Source organism: Neotamlana laminarinivorans (assembly GCF_020523925.1).
GTDB classification, from domain to species: domain Bacteria; phylum Bacteroidota; class Bacteroidia; order Flavobacteriales; family Flavobacteriaceae; genus Neotamlana; species Neotamlana laminarinivorans.
Genome location: NZ_JAJAPW010000006.1, coordinates 116,921 through 142,799 on the forward strand (window position 1 = coordinate 116,921; position 25,879 = coordinate 142,799).

Here is a 25,879-nt window from a genome sequence, read left to right on the forward strand (position 1 = left end):
TTATATTTAGTGAGCCTCTAACCAGTTGTTTCCAGTATCTAATTCAACGTCTAAAGGAACAGCTAATTTATAAGCGTTTTCCATTTCGGTTTTTATTAGGTTTGAAACTTCTTCTAGTTCTGGTTTATAAACGTCGAAAACCAATTCATCGTGTACTTGCAACAACATTTTAGTTTTATAGTTACCAGCTTCTAATTTATTGTAAATAGCAATCATAGCTAGTTTAATAATGTCGGCGGCACTACCTTGTATTGGTGCGTTAACAGCATTACGTTCTGCAGCACCACGAACCACACCGTTTCTGGAATTAATATCTTTTAAATAGCGGCGACGACCTAAAACGGTTTGTACATAACCATGATCTCTTGCAAAATCTACCTGTTTGCTTATGTAGTTTTTTAACTTTGGGTAGGTTTCGTAATAGGTATCAATTAATTCTTTGGCTTCGCTACGCGATAAATCGGTTTGGTTACTTAAACCAAAAGCTGAAACGCCATAAATAATACCGAAGTTTACGGTTTTTGCGTTGCTACGTTGTTCGCGAGTAACATCATCAATAGCCACATTAAAAACCTTTGCAGCGGTTGAAGCATGAATATCTTCACCATTTTTAAAAGCTTCAATCATGGTTTCTTCTTCGCTTAAAGCGGCAATAATGCGTAATTCTATTTGGCTATAATCGGCAGCGAGAAGGGTGTAATCTTCGCTTCGCGGAATAAAAGCTTTTCTTACTTGGCGACCGCGTTCTGTACGAATAGGAATGTTTTGTAAGTTGGGGTTGTTACTACTTAGTCGCCCAGTAGCTGCAACGGTTTGCATATAATCGGTATGTACGCGACCTGTAGCTTCTTCAACTTGTAGTGGTAAAGCATCAACATACGTGCTTTTTAGCTTGCTTAAACCTCTAAAATCGATGATGTTTCTAATAATTTCGTGGTCTTTGGCCAAATAACTTAATACATCTTCAGCGGTAGAATATTGACCTGTTTTGGTTTTTTTAGGCTTGTCAACCAATTTCATTTTTTCAAATAAAATAATGCCTAATTGTTTTGGTGATGCAATATTAAACTCTTCTCCGGCTGCTTCGTAAATACTTTTTTCAAGTGAAGCGATATCGTTGTTAAGTTGTTCGGCTAATGATGCTAAAAAGTCTTTATCCAGATTAATACCTTCCAATTCCATAGCTGCTAAAACACGCAGTAACGGAATTTCAATATCATCAAACAACGTTTGTGTGTTGGCTTCGCCTAATTCGTTTTGAAAATGTTCTTTTAGTTGCAGGGTAATGTCGGCATCTTCAACAGCATATTCGGTTTGTTTTTCTAAAGGAACATCGCGCATGGATAACTGATTTTTCCCTTTTTTACCAATAAGCTCTGTTATAGAAATTGGGGTGTAATTCAAATAGGTTTCTGCCAACACATCCATATTATGGCGCATATCTGGGTTAATTAAGTAATGCGCTAACATGGTGTCGAACAATTTGCCTTTAACAGATATGTTGTATTTGGCTAAAACTTTAATATCGTATTTTAAATTCTGACCAATCTTTTCGATGGTTTCACTTTCAAAAAACGGACGTAATTGCTCGATAAGTTCTTGTGCTTCGGTTTTATCTTCTGGAAAAGGTAAGTAAAAGCCTTTCCCAACTTCCCATGAAAATGCAATGCCAACCAATTCCGCAGTTAACGGATTTAAACCGGTAGTTTCGGTATCGAAACACACCGAGGTTTGGTTCATTAAATTTTTAATAAACAGCTTTGTTGCCATTCCAGAAGCTATGCTTTGGTAAAAATGGCTTGTGTTGTCGGCAGTTTTTCGGGTATGAGATTCCGAACTCGTTTCGGTATCAGTACTATTAACATCGCCACCAAATAAGGAGAATTGACCAGCTCCTGCAGTTGAGGTTGTTTTGGCTTTAACCTCAGTTTCTGTTTTTTTTACTTCTGCGGAAGCGTTATCAGCTTCAGAAGCAAAGGTTTTTACAAAGTTATCGGTTAAGCGTCTAAACTCTAATTCTTGAAAAATGGTTTTCACAGCTTCAATATCTGGATCACACATTTCAAAATCTTTTTCATCAAATTCCACCGGAACATCAAGCATAATGGTGGCTAGTTTTTTAGAAAGTAACCCCAGTTCTTGGTTGGCTTCAACTTTCTCTTTCATTTTACCTTTAAGCTCATGAATGTTTTCAAACAAACCTTCCATACTGCCATAGGCTTTAATAAATTTTTTGGCTGTTTTATCGCCAACACCTGGTAATCCTGGAATATTATCACTGGCATCGCCCATCATTCCTAAATAATCAATAACCTGTAATGGGTTTTCAACCTCAAACTTTTTTTGTACTTCGGGAATGCCCCAAGTTTCGTAACCACCGCCAAACGATTTTGGGCGATACATAAAAATATTTTCTGAAACTAATTGAGCAAAATCCTTATCGGGTGTAACCATAAAGGTTGTATAACCTTGTTTTTCGGCTTTTTTACTTAGCGTTCCAATAACGTCGTCTGCTTCAAAACCTTCTTTAACCATAATTGGAATATGCATGGCTTTTAAAATGTTTTGAATATACGGCACAGCTACTTTTATAGCTTCTGGTGTTTCATCGCGATTAGCTTTGTAAGCCTCGAACATTTCAACTCTGTCGGCACTTCCGCCTTTATCGAAACATACCGCTAAATGGTCTGGGCGCTCACGTTTAATAACATCTAAAAGCGAGTTCATAAAACCCATAATGGCCGAAGTATCTATACCTTGCGAATTAATTCTAGGATTTTTTATAAAGGCATAATACCCACGGAAAATTAAAGCGTAAGCATCTACTAAAAAAAGGCGTTTTTTATCTGACATTTATTTGAATTTGAAAGTACGTAAAACTACGAAATCTAGGAAAGATTATAAATTAATTGAATTGCAATTTGTATTTTTAAGATAAATAAAATCTATAAGCTTTGAAAAACCCCTATTTACAACTTTTTAATTCACAAAAAGAAAATCAATTTAACATAGGAAATACCAATTATAAACAACGTATAAAAAAACTTAAAATATTAAAGGTTGCCCTTGAGAAAACCTATAAACAAGACATTAGAGAAGCGCTTTACGCCGATTTTAAAAAGCCATATATAGAAACCGATTTAACAGAGCTATATCTTGTTATTAAAGAAATAAAAGTTGCTATTTCAAATCTAAAATCTTGGATGCGTAATAAACATGTAGGTACGCCATTAGCTTTGTTAGGTACAACCTCATGGATTAAATACGAGCCTAAAGGTGTTTGTTTAATTATTTCGCCATGGAATTATCCGGTTAATTTAACATTTTGTCCTTTGGTTTCTGCAATTGCGGCAGGAAATACGGTTATTTTAAAACCTTCTGAAATGACACCAAATACCTCGCGTGTTATGGCAAAAATTGTAAAAGATGTATTTAATGAAAACGAAATTGCTTTAGTTGAAGGCGATGTTGAGGTTTCAAAACATTTATTAAAATTGCCATTTAATCATATTTTCTTTACAGGTTCGCCTGCTGTTGGTAAAATTATTATGGAAGCGGCATCAAAACATTTAGCTTCGGTAACTTTAGAACTGGGAGGTAAATCGCCTACAATAGTAGATGAAACAGCTAATGTGCAAACCGCTGTTAAAAGCATAGTTTGGGGTAAATACTTAAATACTGGGCAAACCTGTATAGCTCCAGATTATGTTTTGGTACACGAAAGTAAAAAAGAAGCTTTTATTGAAGCTTTTAAAATGACAATGGATAATTATTACTCAAAAAAACCTGAAAAATCTAAATCTTTTGGGCGTGTTGTAAACGAAAAACATTTTAAACGATTAACCAGTTATATTGAGGCAGCAAAAGAAGACAAAGCTATAATACATAAAGGCGGAAACTATAATGCTAACGATAATTATATTGAACCCACACTAATCTCAAAAATACCAGAAAGGAACCCGTTACTAAACGAAGAAATTTTTGGACCAATACTTCCCATAAAAACCTATAAAAATTTAAATGAAGTTGTTAGTTATATCAATTCAAAAGCGCGCCCTTTAGCGCTGTACATGTATAGCAAAAGTAAAAAAAACACCAACTATGTTATTAAAAATACACGATCTGGTGGTACTTGTATAAATAGTACCGAAATACATTTTATAAATCATGAATTGCCGTTTGGTGGCATTAACAATAGCGGAATAGGTAAATCGCATAGTTATTTTGGGTTTAAAGCTTTCTCTAACGAGCGAGCTGTTTTAAAAAGTTATTGGTCGGCACCATTAAAAGTATTATTTCCACCATACACAAACTTTAAGCAAAAAGTAGTAGACTTTATTATAAAATGGCTTTAAAACCCTTAACATTTAGTTAAATAGAAATACAGCTTTCTGTATTAGGTTTTATTACCGTTATCTTTGCTAAAAAAAATTAAGCATGACACGTTGGGTTATATTTTTAATTCTATATATACTAGTAACCATTTACGGTTTTCAAGCCTTAAAAACCGTAGTAAAAAATAACTGGATTTACTATGCGTTTTTTGCAGTAGCGTTATTGGTTTTAGGTAATTTTTTATATCAGTTTTTATCAGCTTCAGAAGGTCGTGTTTTAACGCCTGCAAAAAGTTATGCTTTTGGTTTTTTGCTTGCCTATTTAGCGTTTAATATTATAATAATTCCTATTATGTTTGGCGAAGATATAATTAGGTTTGTTATTGGTATTTACGACAAATTGTTTGCAACCAAAAGCAATTTTAATTTACCATCCAGACGTAAATTTATAAGCCAGATAGCTTTGGGTTTAGCAGCTATTCCATTAGCTTCTATTTTATACGGTATGTATCGTGGTAAATATCGTTTTCGCGTATTAAATTATACACTGTATTTCGAAGATTTGCCAGAAGCCTTCAATGGCTATAAAATAACCCAAATAAGCGATATTCATTCCGGAAGTTTCGATAACAGAGAGAAAATAGAATATGGCGTTAATTTAATTAACGAACAAAATTCTGATGTTATTCTATTCACTGGAGATATGGTGAATAATAAAGCTAGTGAAATGGAGCCCTGGCAAGACCTGTTTTCAACCTTAAAAGCTAAAGATGGTGTTTTTTCGGTGTTAGGAAATCACGATTATGGCGATTATGTAAACTGGAAAACAAAAGAAGAAAAAGCACAAAACCTAGAAGAATTAAAACAACTTCAAAAAAACATGGGTTTTAACTTATTATTAAACGAAACCAAGTTTTTAGAAAAAAATGGAGAACGCATAGCTTTAGTGGGTGTAGAAAATTGGGGTAAAGGCTTTAAAAAAGTGGGTGATTTAAACAAAGCTGTACAAAAGGTGCAAGCAAACGATTTTAAAATATTAATGAGCCACGACCCAACGCACTGGGAAGAAGAAGTAATAGATGCCGATTATCATTATCATTTAACCCTAAGTGGGCACACGCATGGTATGCAATTTGGTATAGAAATACCAGGTTGGATAAAATGGAGTCCTGCCAAATGGCGATATAAACACTGGGCAGGTATTTATCAAGAAAAAGGCCAATATATAAACGTAAACCGTGGCTTTGGTTACTTAGGTTATCCTGGGCGTGTTGGTATTTGGCCAGAAGTAACTGTAATAGAGTTAAAACGAGGATATAAACCGGTTTAATTGACTAATAATTCATTATATTTGATAATAAAATGTAATAATTTATGTCAAAATTTGGAGAACTTATAGATGTAGAAATTCCGGTATTGTTACAATTTTACACATCCTGGAACCCAGACGAAGCCAAATATTTACATCAAAATCTTCACGACGTAGCAGAGACTTTAGGTAACAAGGTAAAAGTTATAAAAATTGATGTAGATAAAAATCAAGACTTAGCCAAAGCACTACGTATAAAAACCTTACCAACGCTAATAATTTATAAGCATGGCGAAATGCAATGGCGCCAAAGTGGCGAGCAACAAGTAAATGCAATACTTAGCAAAGTAGAAGAGTATATTTAATTTGTTTTGGGCGCTACCACAAGGGTCGCGCTTTCGGCAGTCGCTACCTCCTGCGTCGGTGAGCTTCAACAATGCCTCAATCGCTAGCGCGGGTTGCTGCTACATAAAGGCTTTTTTACCTAAGAATATTATTATTTGTTTTACTCCTCTAATTGAATATGGTTTTACTGGTGGTTAAAACTCAATTAAAATTAATAGCTTCAAAAGTAAACCCAAGATTATAAAAATGTTCTAAAACTTTAGGTAAAGCATATGTCATGTTTTTTTGAGCTTTTACACTATCATGGAATACAATTATACTTCCGCTTTTAGCTTTTTTTATAACATTGTTTAAGCAGGTTTCAGGGGTTATGTTTTTATCCCAATCAAAAGAAATAACATCCCACATAATTATTTTGTAATCTATAGCCAATAATTTTTTGCCCTGTTTGTTAGTTATTTTTCCATAAGGAGGCCTAAACAAATTACTTGTATGCATGAAAGTATCAAAAACTGAGCTAATTGTTTTTTGAGCTTTAAGTGTATTTTCTAAATATAATTTTTTTGAGGTTTTCCAGCCTTTTAAATGGTTGTGGGTGTGGTTGCCTACAATGTGGCCTTCGGTAATTATATCTTTTAAAATTTCAGGGTGTTTTTCAACATTGTTACCAATACAGAAAAAGGTAGCTTTAGCTTGATACTGTTTTAATGTTTTAAGAACCCAATGGGTTATTTCTGGTGTAGGACCATCATCAAAAGTTAAATATAAAACCCTTTTAGTTGTAGGTATATCCCAGATATATTTGGAAAATATTTTTTTTACAACCAAAGGGGTTTTAATAGGTATTATGTTCATGCCTAATTAGTTTGTTGTATCTATAGGCAAGTTATTTGTTGTGTCTGCAGGTAAATCTAAATCGGTGTTTACTTCATCTTCACTGGTGCCTTCATCGTCGTAGAAATATTTAAACGCTCTTAAGTGGTTGTTAAAAATTTCACCTTCTTTTTCAGCAAACTCCAAATCGTTTGCAACTAAAACATCTAGCAAACCTTTATAGCGTTGAATATCTGTGTAAATATCTTCAAACAAACGCTCTTGGTTATCAGTTTTTAAACTGCTGTAGTAATTTAGGTTTTCTTGATATTTTAAAGCGATTTGTTTAAATAAATTTCTTGCTTTTTCTTTTTTATTTAACTCGTAATAAGCTATAACATAAGGTTCTAATAATGTGTAGTAACCAAAATAATCTACGGGCATGTTATCCATGGCAATATCTGCAATTTCTTCTGCCTTTTCAGGTTTACCTTCATTAATAAGTTTTTCAACTAATCTTGCTAAATTACCACGATAGGTTATCGCGTTTTTTCGAGTTTCAGGGTCGTGATATATATCTGGGCTTCCACTATTACCCCAATCCCAGTTTTTAACTTTTTCGTACATTAAATCGGCATCTACGCGTCCCATATCAAACGGGTTGCTTTTGTCTATTTCTGTTTTTATAGGTACTAATTTGTAGCACATGCCATCTAATTGAAGGTAATCTTTCATCCATAAATAATCGTCGTCACCAAAACTTCCTCCAGTAAAATAAATTGGGCGATTCCATTCATTATTTGCAACAATATCTAGCATTAATAAACGGTTTTTATAAAGAGCGCCGCCTTTTAGTTCAATATCAATATAAGGTACAATTTTATCGGCATCTTTTGCTTTTACAATACCCGACTTTAATGCATTTATTTTATTTACAGGAATACGTAAGTGTGGTGTAGGCATATATGTTCGGGTTAAGTCTTGTCTTCTAATATCAGAAATGTCGTAACCTTTTTGCTCTAAAACATATTTGTACTTAGTTCTTGGGTTATCGCTTTGTACAAAATCTAAAAACTGATTTACACTTAATGTATCTTCAATTACTTCTTCAATTACAATGTAATCGTTAGTTCCGTATTGGTAGTCTTTGTGCTCAAGTTGCGAAGGTATTGGGTCGCTTTCGTAAGCTTTACGCTTCATTTGGTCTATATACCAATCGGTTTGAAATAAACTGGTGTTTACAACACGAACATCGGTGCGGTAACCTTCAATTTCTTGGGCATACCAGAGTGCAAACGTATCATTATCTCCAATGGTAAATAAAATGGCATTTTCAGCACAAGAATCTAAATACATTTTAGCCATAGCTTTGGCTGTATATTTGTCTGATCGGTCATGATCGTCCCAGTTATTTGCCGCCATAATAGTTGGTACTAAAATTAAGCAAGCAACACTAACCACTGGGGCTAGTAATTTTGAATTTACTTTGTTTTTTAAAGCATCAAAAATGGCATAAACTCCAAAACCAATCCATAGAGCAAATACATAAAATGAACCAACTACCGAGTAATCACGTTCTCTAGGTTCGAATGGGCGAACATTGGTGTATACTTGAATAGCAATTCCTGTAAATAGGAAAAACACAAGCATTACCCAAAATTGTTTTCTGTCTTTGTTGAACAGGAAGAAAAACCCAATTAAACCTAAAATTAAAGGTAGCAAATAATAGGTGTTTCTGGCTTTATTATTTTTTACATCGCTCGGTAAATTGTCTTGCGAGTAGCCTAAGTGCCATTCATCAATAAATTTAATTCCAGTAATCCAGTTACCGTGGTTATCGTATTTGCCTTGAATATCATCTTGCCTTCCAGAGAAGTTCCACATAAAATAACGCCAATACATATAACCTAATTGATATTCGAATAAATAAGCGATATTACTAGCTAAAGATGGTTTTTCAATTTCAATATTATTTTTTTCGCTTTTTAAAAAGTTGTTGTAGTCTTCATAATCAACATTTCCTTGAGCAACTTGATTTTTAAACTCCGAAATTTGCGATTTATATTGTGTAATTTGGTTTAAGGCGTAAGCATTAGCTTGGTCTTCAGGAAAACCAGCATTTATAGCCGATCTATAATAATCGTTTTGCAATCCAGGTTTTACTTTAAAATTTAAAAATCCAGAGAACATCATGTAATTTTCGGCATGTTCTGGGCTCCACATACGTGGGAGTATAGATGCATGCTTCGAGTTGTAATTTTGTTTATCGTTTTTGTAATCGTTTACAATAACATATTTACCCTTTTCTTCATCTTTTTCGTATTTAGGTTTATCATCTATATAGGGGTTGTTATCATCTAAATAAGCATATTGATCTGTAAATTGAGGTCCGTAAAACAAGTGAGTTTCAGGGTATTGTTCTAGATTGTAATATGCTAAAAGTTCTCTGGCGCTTGATGGATTGTTTTCATTAATAACAACATTGGCATTAGCACGAATAGGTAACATAAGCCAAGTTGAAAAACCTATAATAACAAAAGTGATACATAGAATACCAGTGTTTAAGTGTATATAGCCTTTTTTTCTGGTAAAACGCAACCCATAGTTTATAAGAGCTATTAAAACAATTAATGCAATTATAGATCCTGAGTTAAATGGTAAGCCTATACTGTTAACAAAAAATATTTCTGAAGCAGAGAATATTTTAAGGATATTTGGAGCTAATAGTTTAAAGATAAACAGTAATACGGCAACAGAAACAACATTAGCTATAATGAAGTTTTTTACAGTTACTGTTTTATAATTTTTAAAGTAATAAATAAGACCAATTGCAGGAACAGTTAGTAAACCCATAAAATGCACACCAAACGATAAACCAATAACAAAAGCAATTAATACTAACCAACGGTTGCCTCTAGGTTTATCCATGTCTTGTTCCCAGCGTAAGCCCAACCAGAATAATACAGACATAATTAATGTTGCCATAGCATAAACTTCGGTTTCCACAGCATTGAACCAAAACGAATCTGTAAAAGTAAAGGCTAAACTGCCAACTAAACCACTCCCTAAAATAGAAATAGCTTTAGATTGAGAGATTTCAGAAGTGTTTACAACTAACTTTTTTAGTAGTAAAGTAATGGTCCAAAACATAAATAAAATAGTGAATGCACTAGATACGGCACTCATCATATTCATCATCCAGCCCACAAGTTCATTGTTGCCAAACGTGAATATTGAGAAAAAAGCACCCATCATTTGAAAAAGTGGTGCTCCGGGTGGATGTCCTACTTGTAATTTCGACGAGGTTAAAATATACTCACCTGCATCCCAAAAGCTAACAGTTGGTTCAACGGTTAAACTGTAAGTTATTAAAGCAATTAAAAAAGAGAACCAGCCTAAGATAGTGTTCCATTTTTTAAAATTGAATTGTGCCATTTTTATGTGTTTTATTGCTGTGGCGAATTTAACAATTATTATGTTAAAGCAAATGCTTTTAAGTAAACGTTAAGTTTTATCTATTATTTTTTTAAAAAAAACTTGTAGATATAAAAGTTTGTTTTAAATTTGCATCCTCATTACACGAATGGCCTATGGTGTAACTGGCAACACGTTGGTTTTTGGTACCAAAGAGTCTAGGTTCGAGCCCTAGTGGGCCAACAAATACAGCCTTAATTATTTTAATAATTAAGGCTTTTTTGTGTTTTAAAACTAGTGTTAGTTGGTTTTACTATTTTGAAAATAAATAATTTGTTCAGGGTTTTGTTTTAAAATCCTTTAAAAATCAATAAAATATTATATATTTGCAGCGTTGAAAGGCGAAAAAATTAAATGAGGGGACGAGAAGTCCCCTCTTTTTATACTAAAAAATGTTGAAAACAAAAGTTTTAGAACTATTAGAAGGTGCATTAACAGAGCGTCCAGATTTATTTTTGATCAATTTTACAATTAATGGAGACAATCATATTAAAGTGATAATTGATGGAGATAATGGAGTTTTGGTTGAAGATTGTATTTTTGTAAGCAGAGCTATTGAACATAATTTAGATCGTGAGGAAGAAGATTTTTCACTAGAAGTTATGTCTGCAGGAGCAACTGCACCACTAGTTCATAACCGCCAGTACAAGAAAAATGAGGGCAGAACGTTAAAAGTAAAAACAGCTTCAACAGAAATTGAAGGAGAATTAACAGAAGCCTCAGATAAACAAATTACTTTAAACTGGAAAGTGCGCGAGCCCAAACCAGTTGGCAAAGGTAAAGTAACAGTAAAAAAGGAAATGAAAATTCCTTATCAAGATATTATAGAAGCAAAAGTTATGATAAAATTTTAATTGAGTTATGGAAAATGTCGCGTTAATAGAATCTTTTTCAGAATTTAAAGATGATAAGCTAATTGACAGAGTTACGTTAATGGCTATTTTAGAGGATGTTTTTAGAAGCGCCCTTAAAAAGAAATATGGAGACGATGATAATTTCGATATAATTGTAAACCCAGATAAAGGCGATTTAGAAATATGGAGAAACAGAATTGTAGTTGCCGATGGAGAGGTTGAAGATGAAAATCAAGAAATTTCATTAACAGATGCTCGTAAAATAGAACCAGATTTTGAAGTTGGAGAAGATGTGTCAGAAGAGGTTAAACTTATAGATTTAGGTCGTCGTGCAATTCTAGCATTACGTCAAAACCTAATATCTAAAATACATGAACACGATAACACAATAATCTATAAGCAATTTAAAGATTTAATAGGAGAAATTTATACAGCAGAAGTACATCATATTCGTCATAGAGCAGTTATTTTGCTTGACGACGAAGGTAACGAAATAGTACTTCCAAAAGATAAACAAATACCATCAGATTTCTTTAGAAAAGGAGATAATGTAAGAGGAGTAATAGAAGCAGTAGAGCTAAAAGGAGCAAAACCAGCAATTATTATGTCTAGAACATCACCTTTATTTTTAGAGAAATTGTTCGAGCAAGAAATACCTGAAGTTTTTGATGGTTTAATTACCATTAAAAATGTGGTTAGAATTCCAGGAGAAAAAGCTAAAGTAGCCGTAGATTCTTATGATGATAGAATCGATCCAGTTGGAGCTTGTGTTGGTATGAAAGGATCTCGTATTCATGGTATTGTTCGTGAGTTAGGAAACGAAAATATCGATGTAATTAACTACACTAATAATTTACAGCTTTTTATAACAAGAGCATTAAGTCCTGCGCGTGTAACATCTATTAAATTAGATGAAGAAAATAAACGCGCCGAGGTAATTTTAAAGCCAGAAGAAGTAAGTAAAGCTATTGGTAGAGGTGGACATAATATTCGTTTAGCTGGTCAATTAACCGGTTTTGAAATTGATGTATTTAGAGAAGGAGCTGAAGAAGATGTTGAGTTAAGTGAATTTTCTGATGAAATTGATAGCTGGATAATCGACGAATTTAGTAAAGCTGGGCTAGACACTGCAAAAAGTGTTTTAGAGCAAGAAGTAAACGATTTGGTTAAACGAACAGATTTAGAAGAAGAAACTATTATCGACGTTATTAGAATTTTAAGAGAAGAATTCGAAGAATAACATATATTTGAGTATTTTAAAGGCAATTTATGGCTGAAACAATAAGATTAAATAAAGTATTACGCGAACTAAACATCTCTCTAGATCGTGCCGTAGAGTTTTTAGACTCTAAAGGTGTCGATATTGAGAAGCGTCCCACTACAAAAATATCAGAAGAAACCTATAAAATTCTATCTGATGAATTTGAAACAGATGCTAACAAAAAAGTGAAGTCGCAAGCAGTAAGTGAAGCAAAGCTAAAAGAAAAAGAAGATTTACGCGTAAAGCGTGAAAAAGAACTTGAAGCTAAGCAAAAAGCCCAAGAAGAAGCCCGCGAAGCTCAGGAAAAAGCAGAATTAGAAGCGAAAAAGAAAGCCGAAGAAGAAGCTAAGCAAGAAGCTAAAAACAACGAAGTTGTTAAAGCAACAAAAACGCTTACTGGGCCAAAACAAGTAGGTAAAATAGATTTAGAGCCCAAAAAGGTGCAAAAGAAACCTGAAGTGGCTCCAAAAGTCGAAACACCAAAAGTAGAAGAACCTGTTAAAAAAACAGTGCAGGCTCCACAAAAGCAAGAAGAGTCTAAGGCTGCCAAAGTAGTAGAGGCTAAAAAAGAAACTTCAGAAAAACCAAAAGAAACCGAGACTCCTAAAACAGACTTGCCTGTTTCTTCTGGTAGAGTTAAAACTCAATATCAAAAACTCACTGGGCCAAAAATTGCAGGAGATAAAATAGATTTATCGCAATTTAACAAGCCAAAAAAGAAGAAAGAAGATAAAAAAGCTGATGCTAATAAAGCTGGAGACGCTAAGAAAAAACGTCGTAGAATTAGCAAAGTAGGCGGTGGGCAATCAGGAAACAATCGTGGTCCTGGACAAAGAGGACCCGGACAAAGAGGGCCAGGGCAAAACAGAGGTAAGCAAGGTCAAGGGCGAAGAAATATTGTTAAAGAAGAGCCTAGCGAAGAAGATGTAAAAAAACAAGTTAGAGAAACACTAGAAAAACTTCAAGGAAAATCTAACAAAGGTCGAGGTGCAAAATATAGAAGAGATAAAAGAGATCAGCACAGAGATCAAACACAAAAAGAATTACAAGCTGAAGCCGCAGAAAGTAAAATTCTTAAAGTAACAGAATTTGTTACAGCAAGCGAGGTTGCAACTATGATGGATGTAGGAGTAACCCAAGTAATTTCGGCATGTATGTCTTTAGGTATGATGGTTACCATGAATCAGCGTTTAGATGCTGAAACATTATCCATAGTTGCCGAAGAGTTTGGTTATAAAGTAGAATTTGTAACTGCAGATATAGAAGAATCTATTGAAGAAGTAGAAGATAAGCCAGAAGATTTATTACCACGCGCACCAATTGTAACCGTAATGGGACACGTAGATCATGGTAAAACCTCATTACTAGATTACATTCGTGAAGAAAATGTAATTGCTGGTGAATCTGGTGGAATTACACAACATATAGGAGCTTATGGTGTTCAATTAGAAAACGGACAAAAAATAGCATTTCTTGATACTCCTGGTCACGAAGCTTTTACAGCTATGCGTGCTCGTGGAGCTCAAGTAACAGATATTGCAATTATTGTTGCTGCTGCAGATGATGATATCATGCCGCAAACCAAAGAAGCTATTTCTCATGCTCAAGCTGCAGGTGTACCAATTGTTTTTGCAATAAACAAAATAGATAAACCTGATGCCAATCCCGATAAAATTAAAGAAGGTTTAGCAAACATGAATCTTTTAGTTGAAGATTGGGGTGGTAAAATTCAATCGCACGATATTTCAGCTAAATTTGGTACAGGAGTAAAAGAACTTCTAGAAAAAGTGTTGTTAGAAGCAGAGCTTTTAGAATTAAAAGCAAACCCAAATAAAGTTGCAACAGGTACTGTTGTTGAAGCTTATTTAGATAAAGGACGTGGTTATGTGTCTACCATTTTAGTTCAAGCAGGTACACTTCGTGTTGGAGATTATGTGTTAGCAGGTCAACATAGCGGAAAAGTTAAAGCTATGCAAGATGAACGTGGACACGATGTACAAGAAGCAGGTCCGTCAACTCCGGTATCTATTCTAGGGCTAGATGGAGCACCACAAGCAGGTGATAAGTTTAATGTTTTTGAAGACGAAAGAGAAGCTAAACAAATAGCTACAAAACGTGCTCAATTGCAGCGAGAACAATCTGTAAGAACACAACGACATATAACTCTTGATGAAATTGGTCGTAGAATTGCATTAGGAGATTTCCAAGAGCTTAACATTATACTTAAAGGTGATGTTGATGGTTCTGTTGAAGCTTTAACAGATTCATTCCAAAAATTATCTACAGAAGAAATTCATGTAAATATCATCCACAAAGGTGTTGGCGCTATCACAGAAAGTGATGTATTGCTTGCAACAGCTTCAGATGCCATTATTATCGGATTTAATGTTCGTCCTGTTGGAAATGCAAGAAGTATTGCAGATAAAGAAGAAATTGATATCAGAACATACTCAATTATTTATGATGCCATAAATGATCTTAAAGATGCTATGGAAGGTATGCTTTCTCCAGAACTTAAGGAAGAAATTACAGGTACAGCAGAAATTAGAGAAATTTTTAAAGTATCTAAAATTGGTAGTATAGCTGGTTGTATGGTTACAAATGGTAAAATACTCAGAAGTTCTGGTGTAAGATTAATTCGCGATGGAGTAGTTGTTTACACAGGAGAATTAGCTTCATTAAAAAGATTTAAAGATGATGTTAAAGAGGTTTCAAAAGGATACGATTGTGGTATGCAAATTAAAAACTATAACGACATTAAAGAAGGTGATATAATTGAAGCTTTCCATGAAGTTGAAGTGAAAAAGAAACTGAAATAATTTAAGTGATATAATTAAAAAACAAAAAAGCAACCTTAAAGGTTGCTTTTTTGTTTTCGATAAACGGTATTAAGCCTTTTTAGCTTTTCTTAGGCTTTAAAATAAATGCATTAGGGAATGTGTTTTTTATCTTCTTTAAGGCTCTTTCTGCTTCTAATCTTGTTCTAAAATTTCCTGCCCAAACTTTAAAGTCTGGCGATTCAAATTGCATGCTTGCTTTCCAACTTCCATAATTGTGTTCAAAATCACTTTGGGCAGACTTTGCGCCATTTCTATTACCATTATAAACCTGTATCTTATAACGTTCAGAATCCGTTTCGTTTTTATTTAATTCCTTTTTTATTTCTAATAAAGTTTCAATTTTTTTATCCTGATTTAGCGTAATTTCACCTTCTTGAGCAAAGGCATTGAATGAGGTTATAAAACAACAACTCGCAGTTATAATTAAAGTTTTCTTTTTTAATACTTTCATTTCTAGATATCTTTATGCAAATATATACGCTATAGTTTAAATTTATGTTCTTTTTTTTATTTAGAATCCCTCTAAATTATTAATTATCATTTAATGAACATTTCTAAAATCGACTTTATATCTTACTTTTGCTTGAGATTTTACAAGCATGATATTTATCATAGTTTTATGAAAAAATTGTGCCAAAGTTTAGAAGTTAATTCAACCAATAATATGAAACAGGTGATTCACCGAAGATTAAGTAAAAGCTTTCTCCGTTCTAGCTTAATTATTTTATTAGCGTTTACAACTGTTCTTTCTGCTCAAGAAGGAGATCCAGCGAAAGGAAAATCATTATTCAATGCCAATTGTGCGGCATGTCATCAACTTGATAAAAAGATGACAGGTCCTGCTTTGCGTAAAGTTGAGCAGCGATTATCAGATGAACAAGGATTGGACAGGGAATGGATTCATGCATGGGTTCGCAATAGTTCAGGGGTTATCAAGTCTGGAGATGCTTATGCAAATAAGATTTATAATGAATACGGTGGTGCTGCAATGACTGCTTTTCCTCAACTTTCAGATGATGATATTAATAATATTTTAGCTTATACGGCTGAAGAAAAAGCTGTACCTCCTGTAAATACTGCTGTTGCTGCTGCTTCAACTGGTGGTTCTGATGCTTCTGGTGGGGTTTCAAATGAAATCATTCTAGGTGCGTTAGCGGTATTGTTTATATTGCTTGCTTTAGGTTTATACTTAGTAAACAAAACATTGCGTCGTTTTGCAGATGTCCAAAACATTGAGTTACCAGAAACTGCAAAAAGAACACCGCTATGGAAGGCGTTTGTGCAAAATCAATTTTTAATGATTGTTGTTGCGATATTCTTTTTGTTAACAAGCGCTTATTTTGTTTATGGATATTTGTCTCAAATTGGTGTAGATCAAGGTTATCAGCCTGTTCAGCCAATTCACTTTTCACATAAAATTCACGCAGGAGATAATGGTATTGACTGTAAATATTGTCATTCTTCAGCTAGAGTAAGTAAAACATCAGGCATTCCGTCTTTGAATGTTTGTATGAATTGTCATAAGTCTATTTATGAATATAATGGAGAGACTTCGCCAGAGTACTCTAAAGAGTTTTATGATGGTGAAATTCAAAAACTTTATGCATCTGCAGGATGGAGTGATGCCGATCAAAAATATACAGGTGAATCAAAGCCTGTGAAATGGGTTCGTATTCATAATTTACCAGACTTCGCTTATTTTAACCACTCACAACACGTAACTGTTGCAGGGGTTGAGTGTCAAACTTGTCATGGTCCAGTTGAAGAAATGGAAATTATGTATCAACATGCGCCATTAACAATGGGTTGGTGTATCAACTGTCATCGTGAAACTAATGTTGCGGTTAAAGATAATGCCTATTATGAGAAAATTCATGAAGAATTATCTAAAAAGTACGGTGTAGATGAATTAACAGCTGCACAAATGGGTGGTTTAGAGTGTGGTAAGTGTCACTATTAATTAACAAGAAGTAATTCAATTATATAATATGTCATCAAACAAGAAATACTGGAAAAGTGTTGAAGAGCTTAACGAGAATAGCTCTATTGTTGAGACGCTAAAACAAAACGAGTTTGTAGAGGAGATTCCTACTGATGAATTTTTAGGAGATAAAGAAACATTAGAGACTACATCTACAACACGTCGCGATTTTTTAAAGTATATTGGCTTTAGTACAGCTGCAGCTTCATTAGCTGCTTGTGAAGGGCCAGTTAAAAAATCAATTCCTTATGTGGTGCAGCCTACAGAAATTATTCCAGGCGTAGCTAATTATTATGCAACAACTGTTGCTGATGGATTTGATTTTGCGAGTGTTTTAGTGAAAACCCGAGAAGGTCGTCCAATTAAAATTGAGAATAATACTTTAGCGGGTTCTAGCGGTAGTGCTAATGCTAGAGTTAATGCCTCTGTTTTGGGTCTTTATGATAGTTTGCGTTTAAAGTCGCCTATGCAAGGCGATAAAGCTATTTCTTGGAGAACGTTTGATGCTGAAACAACAAAGAAGTTAACTGACATTGCAGCCGCTAACAAAAACATAGTATTGTTAACGCAAACTTATGCTAGTCCATCTACATCTAAGTTGATTTCAGAATTTTCAGAAAAATATGGTAATGTGTCTCATGTAGAGTATGATGCTATATCAGAGTCTGCTGCTTTAGATGCTTATCAGGCAAAATACGGAGAACGTGGTTTAGCAGATTACGATTTTTCAAAAGCCATGACAATAGTTTCTGTTGGTGCTGATTTCTTAGGGGATTGGCAAGGTGGTGGTTTTGACTCTGCTTATGCTAAAAATAGAGTTCCAGATCACGGTAAGATGTCGCGTCATATTCAGATAGAATCTAATATGTCTCTAACTGGAGCAAATGCAGATAAACGTATACCAGCAACACCCACAGAGCAAAAATTAGCTTTAGCTAAATTATATACTTTAATAGTAGGGGGTTCTGTTTCTATAACTTTGCCAGAACATATTGATGTTGCTGTTAAAAACGCAGCTAAAGAACTTATAGCAGCAGGAAGTAAAGCGGTTGTTGTAACTGGTTTACAAGATACAAATGCTCAAACATTGGTTTTAGAAATAAATGAGACTTTAGCTAGCAAAGCATTCAATCCTGCTACACCTATTAAAACAAGACAAGGTAATAATGCTCAAGTTGCTAAATTAGTTGCTGATATGAAAGCAGGTAAAGTTGCGGCGATAATTATGAGTGGTGTAAACCCTATGTATACCTTGCCAAATGCAGCTGACTTTGCTGAAGGTTTAAAGAAAACAGAACTTTCAATTGCCTTTTCTTTGAAAGAAGATGAAACCTCTACTTTGGTTAATTTTATTGGAGCTGCACCACATTATCTAGAATCATGGGGAGATGTTGAGCTTAAAAAAGGACAATTTGCCTTAACTCAGCCAACTATTCGACCATTATTTGATACAAAACAGTTTCAAGATGCATTATTAGCATGGACTGAGAATTCTGTTTCTTATCATGATTACATTAAAGAAACATGGAATAGTAGTATACTTTATGGTTCTTCATTTAACCAGGCTCTTCATGATGGTGTTTTTAACGCAAGTATTAATGCTGATAGTTCAATTATTAATTCTCATGGGACTGTAATATCTTCAGAAACAGAATTAAAAGATAAAAAAGATAGAACTTGGGTTGGCGGTGTTATACATGGTGCTGCTGTAGGTGTAGGTTTAAAAGAAGAAGATAAAGATGAATATATAAGAACAAGTACATCAACTACAGTTTCTTCTAATGGAAACATAACTGTTAATGGAGTTAATGTTGTAAGTGGTGTTACTGCTGCAAAAGAATTGGTTTCATCAGCAAAATCTAATGGTTTAGAATTAGTATTTTATTCTAAAACAGGTATGGGTGATGGGCAACAAGCCAATAACCCTTGGCTGCAAGAGTTTCCAGATCCAATTTCACGTGTTTCATGGGATAATTACTTAACGGTATCTAAAAGTGATGCAGAAAAGTTAGGTTTAGAAAATGTACATGTAGCAACTGGAGCTTTAGATGGTAGTTATGCCGATGTAACTGTTAATGGAACTACTTTAAAAAATGTACCTGTTTTAATACAGCCAGGTCAAGCTAAAGGTTCTGTAGGGCTTTCATTTGGTTATGGTCGTAAGTTAGGCCTTAAGGATGAAATGAAAACAGGAGTTAACGCTTATGAACTTTACAATAATTTTGAAGCGGTACAAAATGTTACTGTAAAAGCTGCATCTGGAATGCATGAATTTGCATGTGTACAGTTACATAATACTTTAATGGGGCGTGGTGATATTTTAAAAGAAACGACTCTAGAGATTTTTAACACAAAAGACAAATCACATTGGAATCCTATTCCAGTTGTTTCTTTAAATCATGAAGAAACTCCTGTTACTTCTCCAGAAGTTGATTTGTGGGATGAGTTTGATCGTTCAATTGGTCATCATTTTAATTTATCTATTGATTTAAATGCATGTACTGGATGTGGAGCATGTGTTATCGCTTGTCATGCTGAAAATAATGTTCCTGTAGTAGGTAAAGAAGAAGTTCGTCGTAGCCGTGATATGCACTGGTTACGTATAGATAGATATTATTCTTCAGATGATACTTTTGAAGAAGATAATGACAAAAAAGACGGTTTCTCAGGATTATTTGGTGATAATGGATCGTTAGGCGGATTTGGTGAAATGGAACACCCAGCTGATAACCCACAGGTAGCGTTCCAACCAGTAATGTGTCAACATTGTAATCATGCACCTTGTGAAACTGTATGTCCTGTTGCAGCAACATCGCATGGTCGTCAAGGTCAAAACCACATGGCTTATAACCGTTGTGTTGGTACACGTTATTGCGCAAATAACTGTCCTTACAAAGTGCGTCGATTTAACTGGTTCTTATACAATGGTAATGATGAATTCGATTACCATATGAATGACGATTTAGGTCGTATGGTGTTAAATCCAGATGTTGTTGTTCGTTCTCGTGGTGTAATGGAAAAATGTTCTATGTGTATTCAAATGACACAAAAAACAATTCTGGATGCTAAACGTGATGGTCGTGTAATAAAAGACGGTGAATTCCAGACAGCTTGTTCTGCAGCTTGTAGTAGTGGAGCTATGATATTTGGAGATATCAACGACAAAGAAAGTAAAGTTGCGAAACTTAAAGAAGATAATCGTATGTATCACTTATTGGAGCATGTAGGTACTAAACCTAATGTGCAGTATCAAACCAAAGTGAGAAATATAAAGGAAGCATAAATCTAAATTAAAGAATCAATTATATAATTATGGCGTCTCATTACGAAGCACCTATTAGAAGACCTCTAGTAACTGGCGAGAAATCATACCACGACGTAACTGTGGATGTAGCTAAGCCTGTTGAGGGAAAAGCAAATAAGCAATGGTGGATAGTATTTAGTATTTCACTTGTAGCTTTCCTTTGGGGTATTGGATGTATTTTATATACCGTATCTACAGGTATTGGAACTTGGGGTTTAAATAAAACTGTAGGTTGGGCCTGGGATATTACAAACTTCGTTTGGTGGGTAGGTATTGGTCACGCAGGAACACTTATTTCTGCAGTACTTTTATTATTCCGTCAAAAATGGAGAATGGCAATTAACCGTTCTGCGGAAGCAATGACGATTTTCTCGGTTGTTCAAGCGGGCTTATTTCCAATTATTCACATGGGTCGTCCATGGTTAGGATACTGGGTTTTACCAATTCCAAACCAATTTGGTTCATTGTGGGTAAACTTTAACTCTCCTTTACTTTGGGATGTGTTTGCAATATCCACGTATTTATCAGTGTCGTTAGTTTTCTGGTGGACTGGTTTATTACCTGATTTTGCTATGCTTCGTGATAGAGCAATTAAGCCTTTCCAAAAGAAAATATATGCATTACTAAGTTTTGGTTGGTCTGGTCGCGCTAAAGATTGGCAACGTTTTGAAGAAGTATCTTTGGTACTTGCTGGTTTAGCAACTCCGCTTGTACTTTCTGTACATACAATTGTATCTTTTGACTTTGCTACATCAGTTATACCAGGTTGGCATACTACAATATTCCCTCCTTACTTTGTTGCAGGTGCCGTATTTTCTGGATTTGCTATGGTGAATACTCTTCTTATTATCATGAGAAAAGTTTGTAACCTAGAAGATTATATTACATTACAACATATAGAGTTAATGAATATTGTAATCATGATTACAGGTTCTATAGTTGGTGTAGCCTATATTACTGAGTTGTTTATTGCATGGTATTCAGGTGTTGAATACGAACAGTATGCTTTCTTAAACAGAGCAACAGGTCCTTATGCTTGGGCATATTGGATGATGATGTCATGTAATGTATTCTCGCCACAGTTTATGTGGTTCAAGAAACTTAGAACTAGTATCATGTTTTCATTCATTATATCAATTGTTGTAAATATTGGTATGTGGTTTGAGCGTTTTGTAATTATTGTTACATCATTACATCGTGATTATTTACCATCTTCTTGGACAATGTTTTCACCAACGTTTGTTGACATAGGTATTTTTATTGGAACAATTGGATTCTTCTTCGTATTATTCCTTTTATATTCTAGAACATTTCCTGTAATTGCTCAAGCTGAAGTGAAAACAATTTTGAAGTCTTCAGGTGAAAGATATAAAAATCTTAGAGAAGCTGGTAAAAGTTTAGTAGGATCTGGTGCTGATGAAAGAACATCTAACCTTGATGGGTCTACTAAAATAAAAGCAGATGTTGTTGAAGTATCTGAGGAAGAAAAAGCAGCACGAGTAACTAGTTTATTAGGATCTATTGGTTCTTTTGATGCTACAACTCAAACTGCCGATGATTTAAAGCAAATAAGTGGTGTTGGACCTAAAATGGAAGAAGTACTAAATAGTATAGGTATTTATACATTCCTTCAAGTTAGTAAAATGACCAAGAATGAATATGATTTGTTAGATAGCATTACGGGTTCTTTCCCTGGAAGAGCAGAACGTGATGATTGGTCAGGACAAGCTAAAAAATTAATTAACTAAACATAGTCAATGGAAGCTTCAAGAGTTATTCACGCTATTTATAACGATGACGATGTATTAATGTCTGCGGTAAAAAAAGTACGTGCAGAAAAACATCACATAGAAGAAATATATACACCATTTCCAGTTCATGGGCTAGATAAGGCTATGGGATTAGAAGGTACTAGAATTGCTATTTGTGCATTCTTATATGGATTGGTTGGTTTAACCGTAGCAATTACAATGATGAATTTCATCATGATTGAAGATTGGCCTCAAAACATTGGTGGTAAACCTAGTTTTAGCTATATCGAAAACATGCCTGCTTTTGTTCCTATCATGTTTGAACTTACAGTGTTTTTTGCTGCGCATTTAATGGTCATTACATTTTACTTACGTAGTAGAATGTGGCCTTTTAAAAAAGCTGAAAACCCTGACCCAAGAACTACCGACGATCATTTTTTAATGGAAATTGGTGTTCACGGTAACGAAAGTGCTCTAGAAAATTTATTAAAAGAAACTGGAGCTGTAGAAATTAAATTAGTTGATAAAGCCCATTAATATAAATATGAAAAGCTTAATTAAAATAATAGTACTAGCAGTTGGTTTTGTAGCTGTATCATGCAAAAAAGACTCTGCACCTAACTATCAGTTTATGCCTAATATGTATGAATCTGCAGGTTATGAAACTTATGGTGAAGCATCAGCTTTTAGTAACGGAATAGAAGCTCAATTACCAGCAGAAGGATCTATTGCACGTGGTTTTGTGCCATTTGATATTGATAATACGACAGAAGGCTATGAATTGGCTAAGTCAACATTAAAAAGTCCATTGGATTCAACTGTTGTTGATTTAGAAAGAGGTAAGTCTTTATATAACATTTATTGTGGTATTTGTCACGGTACAAAAGGTAATGGTCAAGGAAATCTTGTTAAAAGAGAAAAGATTCTTGGTATTCCAAGTTATGATGATGCTGGAAGAGCCATTACTGAAGGTAGTATTTACCATACTATATATTATGGTAAAAATGCAATGGGTTCTTATGCAAACCAATTAAATGAAGAGGAGCGTTGGCAAGTTGTTAGCTACGTTTTAAAACTTAAATCAGATTTAGAAAAGTAAGATAAGTTTAGATATGTACACATTTTCAAGTAAATTAAAGATATTTTCTATCGTTCTAATCATTTTAGGTGCGGTAGGTGTTGGAATTGGTTTTTCCACGTCTCATAAATCTTTTGAAGAAGTTGAAACCTTACTTGCAGAAGAATCACACCATGGTGGTGGTCATGAAGAAGTAGATTCACATGAAGCTACTTCACATAACGCTCATGCAGAAGAAGCGTCGCATGCAACTCATGATGTTCACTCAGAAGTATCCGCACAAGGTGAAGCAGACGAACATACCAAACATATCGAGCATGTTCAACACCAAATAGCAAATCGTCCATGGGCAGCTTTATATGTTGCCGCTTTTTTCTTTATGATGATTTCTTTGGGTTGTTTAGCTTTTTATGCTATTCAAATCGCTTCTCAAGCAGGTTGGTCTCCAGTACTTTTTAGAGTAATGGAAGGTATAACAGCATATCTGCTTCCTGGAGCAATTATTGTTTTAATTATTGCTGTGGCATCTGGTACAATAGGTCATTATAATCTGTTTATTTGGATGGATCCAGAAGTTGTAGCACACGATAAATTGATACAAGGAAAGTCAGGTTGGTTAAATATACCTGGTTTTGCTATTCGTGGTATAATTTTTATCGCAGGTTGGAGTTTATATCGTTATTTTGCACGTAAATTTTCTGTTGCTCAAGATACTGCAGAAGACAAAAGTAATTTTAAAAAATCATTCCGTATTGCTGCTGGTTTCTTAGTATTCTTCATATACTCAGAATCAATGATGTCATGGGATTGGATAATGAGTGTTGATCCTCACTGGTTCTCTACTTTATTTGGTTGGTATGTATTTGCAAGTATGTTTGTTAGTGGTATCACAGCAATTGCATTAGTTACATTGTATTTAAAAACTCGTGGTTATTTAGAGTTTGTTAATGCAAACCATTTACATGATGTTGCCAAATTTATGTTTGCTATAAGCATTTTCTGGACGTATTTATGGTTTTCACAGTTTATGTTAATTTGGTATTCAAACATTCCTGAAGAGGTTACATACTTTGTATCAAGATTCAACGATTATAAATTACCTTTCTTAGGCATGGTCGTATTAAACTTTGTTTTTCCATTATTAATGTTAATGAATGCAGACTACAAGAGAATGCCTTGGTTTGTTGTTATGACAGGTTTAGTTATTTTATTTGGGCATTATATTGATATTTTTAATATGATTATGCCAGCAACCGTTGGAGATAGATGGTTTATAGGAATACCTGAAATAGGTTCAATATTATTGTTTGCTGGTTTGTTTATACTTGTTGTATTTACAGCACTAACAAAAGCACCTTTGCTTGCTAAAGGTTATCCTCTAATAAAAGAGAGTGAAGAGTTTCATTATTAATTAAGATATAAATAAAGACGAACGAAACAATGACTGCTTTATTAACAATTGTAATTTTAGTATTTATATTAATTGCCATTTGGCAAATGGTAAAGATTTTCGATTTAGCTCAAGCTAAAACAGAAAACTCACAAATTGCCAACGATAAAGATAATACCCTTAATGGCTATTTAATGATGGGCTTCTTGGCATTTATTTATATCATTACCATAGTTTGTGTTGTAAAATGGGGTGATTTACCATTATTATCTAATTCGGCTTCAGAACACGGTCCAACTATTGATAATTTAATGACTATTTCTTTAGTTATCATTTTTACTGTTCAAATTATAACTCAATTCTTATTGCATTATTTTGCTTTTAAATATAAAGGTGAAAAAGGAAGAACAGCATTATTCTTTGCAGATAATAATAAGTTAGAAGCAGTTTGGACAATTATACCAGTAATTGTATTAGCTGGTTTAATTATATATGGATTAAACACTTGGATTAACATCATGGGAGTCGATGAAAGTGATGATCCTTTAGTTGTTGAGTTATATGCTCAGCAATTTAATTGGAAAGCACGATATGCTGGTGCAGATAATACTTTAGGTAAGGCTAATGTACGTTTAATAGACATAGATAGAGCTAATATTTTAGGATTAGACGAATCTGATCCTAATGCACAAGATGATATAATTACAACTGAATTGCATTTACCTGTTGGTAAACCAGTTTTATTTAAAATGCGTTCTCAAGATGTTTTACATTCGGCTTATATGCCTCACTTTAGAGCCCAAATGAACTGTGTTCCTGGAATGATTACGCAATTTGGTTTTACACCAACTGTAACAACAGAGGAGATGAGACAAACTCCTGAAATGATAGAAAAAATTCAAAATATTAATAATATTAGAGTCGAGAAAAGTGAAGCCTTAATTGCTAAAGGTGAAGATGCTTTAGAACGTTACGAGTTTGATTATTTATTGCTTTGTAATAAAATTTGTGGTACTTCTCATTACAACATGCAAATGAAAATAATTGTTGAAACTCAAGAAGAATATGACGCTTGGATTAAAGAACAAAAAGAATTTAAAAACTCTCTAATTAACTAATAACTAGATTTAACAAGATATAAGATT

At 34.0% G+C, this 25,879-nt stretch carries 17 protein-coding genes and 1 tRNA gene; 14 read left to right on the top strand and 4 right to left on the bottom strand.

What is annotated here, in order from left to right; translation table 11 throughout:
* Nucleotides 1–6: 6 nt before the first annotated feature.
* Entirely contained in the window at nucleotides 7–2,853 is a 2,847-nt protein-coding gene (gene polA / locus LG649_RS13465; protein WP_226544342.1) for a DNA polymerase I, read from the bottom strand.
* A 101-nt stretch (nucleotides 2,854–2,954) separates the two neighbouring features.
* On the opposite strand from polA, the gene LG649_RS13470 reads away from it, so the two are divergent.
* The 3 genes from LG649_RS13470 to LG649_RS13480 all read left to right on the top strand — a co-directional run bounded on the left by LG649_RS13470 (nucleotide 2,955) and on the right by LG649_RS13480 (nucleotide 6,008).
* Nucleotides 2,955–4,355, top strand: coding sequence for an aldehyde dehydrogenase family protein (locus LG649_RS13470; protein WP_226544343.1), 1,401 nt, complete (start codon nucleotides 2,955–2,957; stop codon nucleotides 4,353–4,355).
* An 82-nt stretch (nucleotides 4,356–4,437) separates the two neighbouring features.
* Entirely contained in the window at nucleotides 4,438–5,664 is a 1,227-nt protein-coding gene (locus LG649_RS13475) for a metallophosphoesterase (RefSeq protein WP_226544344.1), read from the top strand.
* 44 nt (nucleotides 5,665–5,708) lie between these two features.
* Nucleotides 5,709–6,008: a thioredoxin family protein gene (locus LG649_RS13480; protein WP_226544345.1), complete on the top strand. Its 300-nt coding sequence runs from the start codon at nucleotides 5,709–5,711 to the stop codon at nucleotides 6,006–6,008.
* Between the two features lie 181 nt (nucleotides 6,009–6,189).
* Here the strand turns inward: LG649_RS13480 and LG649_RS13485 are convergent, their stop codons facing one another.
* Entirely contained in the window at nucleotides 6,190–6,843 is a 654-nt protein-coding gene (locus tag LG649_RS13485; protein ID WP_226544346.1) for a polysaccharide deacetylase family protein, read from the bottom strand.
* Between the two features lie 6 nt (nucleotides 6,844–6,849).
* Nucleotides 6,850–10,236, bottom strand: coding sequence for a glycosyltransferase family 117 protein (locus LG649_RS13490; RefSeq protein ID WP_226544347.1), 3,387 nt, complete (start codon nucleotides 10,234–10,236; stop codon nucleotides 6,850–6,852).
* A gap of 149 nt (nucleotides 10,237–10,385) precedes the next feature.
* Here LG649_RS13490 and LG649_RS13495 point away from each other — a divergent pair.
* The 4 genes from LG649_RS13495 to infB all read left to right on the top strand — a co-directional run bounded on the left by LG649_RS13495 (nucleotide 10,386) and on the right by infB (nucleotide 15,209).
* Nucleotides 10,386–10,458, top strand: a tRNA-Gln gene (locus LG649_RS13495).
* A gap of 209 nt (nucleotides 10,459–10,667) precedes the next feature.
* The gene (gene rimP, locus LG649_RS13500) at nucleotides 10,668–11,129 is read left to right on the top strand and encodes a ribosome assembly cofactor RimP (protein WP_226544348.1); all 462 of its coding nucleotides are present in this window, start codon (nucleotides 10,668–10,670) and stop codon (nucleotides 11,127–11,129) included.
* 7 nt (nucleotides 11,130–11,136) lie between these two features.
* Nucleotides 11,137–12,369, top strand: coding sequence for a transcription termination factor NusA (gene nusA / locus LG649_RS13505; protein ID WP_226544349.1), 1,233 nt, complete (start codon nucleotides 11,137–11,139; stop codon nucleotides 12,367–12,369).
* A gap of 29 nt (nucleotides 12,370–12,398) precedes the next feature.
* Nucleotides 12,399–15,209 carry a translation initiation factor IF-2 gene (gene infB / locus LG649_RS13510; protein WP_226544350.1) on the top strand — a complete coding sequence of 937 codons (2,811 nt, stop codon included), beginning with the start codon at nucleotides 12,399–12,401 and terminating at the stop codon, nucleotides 15,207–15,209.
* A 79-nt stretch (nucleotides 15,210–15,288) separates the two neighbouring features.
* Here infB and LG649_RS13515 read toward each other — a convergent pair whose 3' ends face one another.
* A complete protein-coding gene (locus LG649_RS13515) occupies nucleotides 15,289–15,681 on the bottom strand; it encodes an SPOR domain-containing protein (RefSeq protein WP_226544351.1) in 393 nt (130 codons plus the stop codon).
* A 213-nt stretch (nucleotides 15,682–15,894) separates the two neighbouring features.
* Here LG649_RS13515 and LG649_RS13520 point away from each other — a divergent pair, with 213 nt between their 5' ends.
* The 7 genes from LG649_RS13520 to LG649_RS13550 are packed head-to-tail and all read left to right on the top strand — an operon-like array spanning nucleotide 15,895 to nucleotide 25,852.
* Entirely contained in the window at nucleotides 15,895–17,190 is a 1,296-nt protein-coding gene (locus tag LG649_RS13520; RefSeq protein WP_226544416.1) for a c-type cytochrome, read from the top strand.
* 28 nt (nucleotides 17,191–17,218) lie between these two features.
* Nucleotides 17,219–20,494, top strand: a complete 3,276-nt coding sequence (locus LG649_RS13525) for a TAT-variant-translocated molybdopterin oxidoreductase (RefSeq protein ID WP_226544352.1) — start codon at nucleotides 17,219–17,221, stop codon at nucleotides 20,492–20,494.
* A 29-nt stretch (nucleotides 20,495–20,523) separates the two neighbouring features.
* Nucleotides 20,524–22,263: an NrfD/PsrC family molybdoenzyme membrane anchor subunit gene (nrfD, locus tag LG649_RS13530; RefSeq protein ID WP_226544353.1), complete on the top strand. Its 1,740-nt coding sequence runs from the start codon at nucleotides 20,524–20,526 to the stop codon at nucleotides 22,261–22,263.
* Nucleotides 22,264–22,272: 9 nt separating this feature from the next.
* Nucleotides 22,273–22,803, top strand: coding sequence for a DUF3341 domain-containing protein (locus tag LG649_RS13535; protein ID WP_226544354.1), 531 nt, complete (start codon nucleotides 22,273–22,275; stop codon nucleotides 22,801–22,803).
* 7 nt (nucleotides 22,804–22,810) lie between these two features.
* Complete coding sequence (locus LG649_RS13540) at nucleotides 22,811–23,365, top strand: c-type cytochrome (protein ID WP_226544417.1); 555 nt, start codon at nucleotides 22,811–22,813, stop codon at nucleotides 23,363–23,365.
* Nucleotides 23,366–23,378: 13 nt separating this feature from the next.
* Entirely contained in the window at nucleotides 23,379–24,755 is a 1,377-nt protein-coding gene (locus LG649_RS13545) for a quinol:cytochrome C oxidoreductase (RefSeq protein WP_226544355.1), read from the top strand.
* 29 nt (nucleotides 24,756–24,784) lie between these two features.
* A complete protein-coding gene (locus tag LG649_RS13550) occupies nucleotides 24,785–25,852 on the top strand; it encodes a cytochrome c oxidase subunit II (RefSeq protein ID WP_226544356.1) in 1,068 nt (355 codons plus the stop codon).
* Nucleotides 25,853–25,879: the final 27 nt, after the last annotated feature.

Bases quoted from the DNA above. Each gene is read 5' to 3' on its own strand.
- LG649_RS13550 (WP_226544356.1), top strand. From the start codon at position 24,785: ATGACTGCTTTATTAACAATTGTAATTTTAGTATTTATATTAATTGCC.
- infB (WP_226544350.1), top strand. From the start codon at position 12,399: ATGGCTGAAACAATAAGATTAAATAAAGTATTACGCGAACTAAACATC.
- LG649_RS13545 (WP_226544355.1), top strand. From the start codon at position 23,379: ATGTACACATTTTCAAGTAAATTAAAGATATTTTCTATCGTTCTAATC.
- polA (WP_226544342.1), bottom strand. From the start codon at position 2,853: ATGTCAGATAAAAAACGCCTTTTTTTAGTAGATGCTTACGCTTTAATT.
- LG649_RS13485 (WP_226544346.1), bottom strand. From the start codon at position 6,843: ATGAACATAATACCTATTAAAACCCCTTTGGTTGTAAAAAAAATATTT.
- LG649_RS13490 (WP_226544347.1), bottom strand. From the start codon at position 10,236: ATGGCACAATTCAATTTTAAAAAATGGAACACTATCTTAGGCTGGTTC.
- LG649_RS13535 (WP_226544354.1), top strand. From the start codon at position 22,273: ATGGAAGCTTCAAGAGTTATTCACGCTATTTATAACGATGACGATGTA.
- nusA (WP_226544349.1), top strand. From the start codon at position 11,137: ATGGAAAATGTCGCGTTAATAGAATCTTTTTCAGAATTTAAAGATGAT.
- LG649_RS13475 (WP_226544344.1), top strand. From the start codon at position 4,438: ATGACACGTTGGGTTATATTTTTAATTCTATATATACTAGTAACCATT.
- LG649_RS13525 (WP_226544352.1), top strand. From the start codon at position 17,219: ATGTCATCAAACAAGAAATACTGGAAAAGTGTTGAAGAGCTTAACGAG.
- LG649_RS13515 (WP_226544351.1), bottom strand. From the start codon at position 15,681: ATGAAAGTATTAAAAAAGAAAACTTTAATTATAACTGCGAGTTGTTGT.
- LG649_RS13520 (WP_226544416.1), top strand. From the start codon at position 15,895: ATGAAACAGGTGATTCACCGAAGATTAAGTAAAAGCTTTCTCCGTTCT.
- rimP (WP_226544348.1), top strand. From the start codon at position 10,668: ATGTTGAAAACAAAAGTTTTAGAACTATTAGAAGGTGCATTAACAGAG.
- LG649_RS13540 (WP_226544417.1), top strand. From the start codon at position 22,811: ATGAAAAGCTTAATTAAAATAATAGTACTAGCAGTTGGTTTTGTAGCT.
- LG649_RS13480 (WP_226544345.1), top strand. From the start codon at position 5,709: ATGTCAAAATTTGGAGAACTTATAGATGTAGAAATTCCGGTATTGTTA.
- nrfD (WP_226544353.1), top strand. From the start codon at position 20,524: ATGGCGTCTCATTACGAAGCACCTATTAGAAGACCTCTAGTAACTGGC.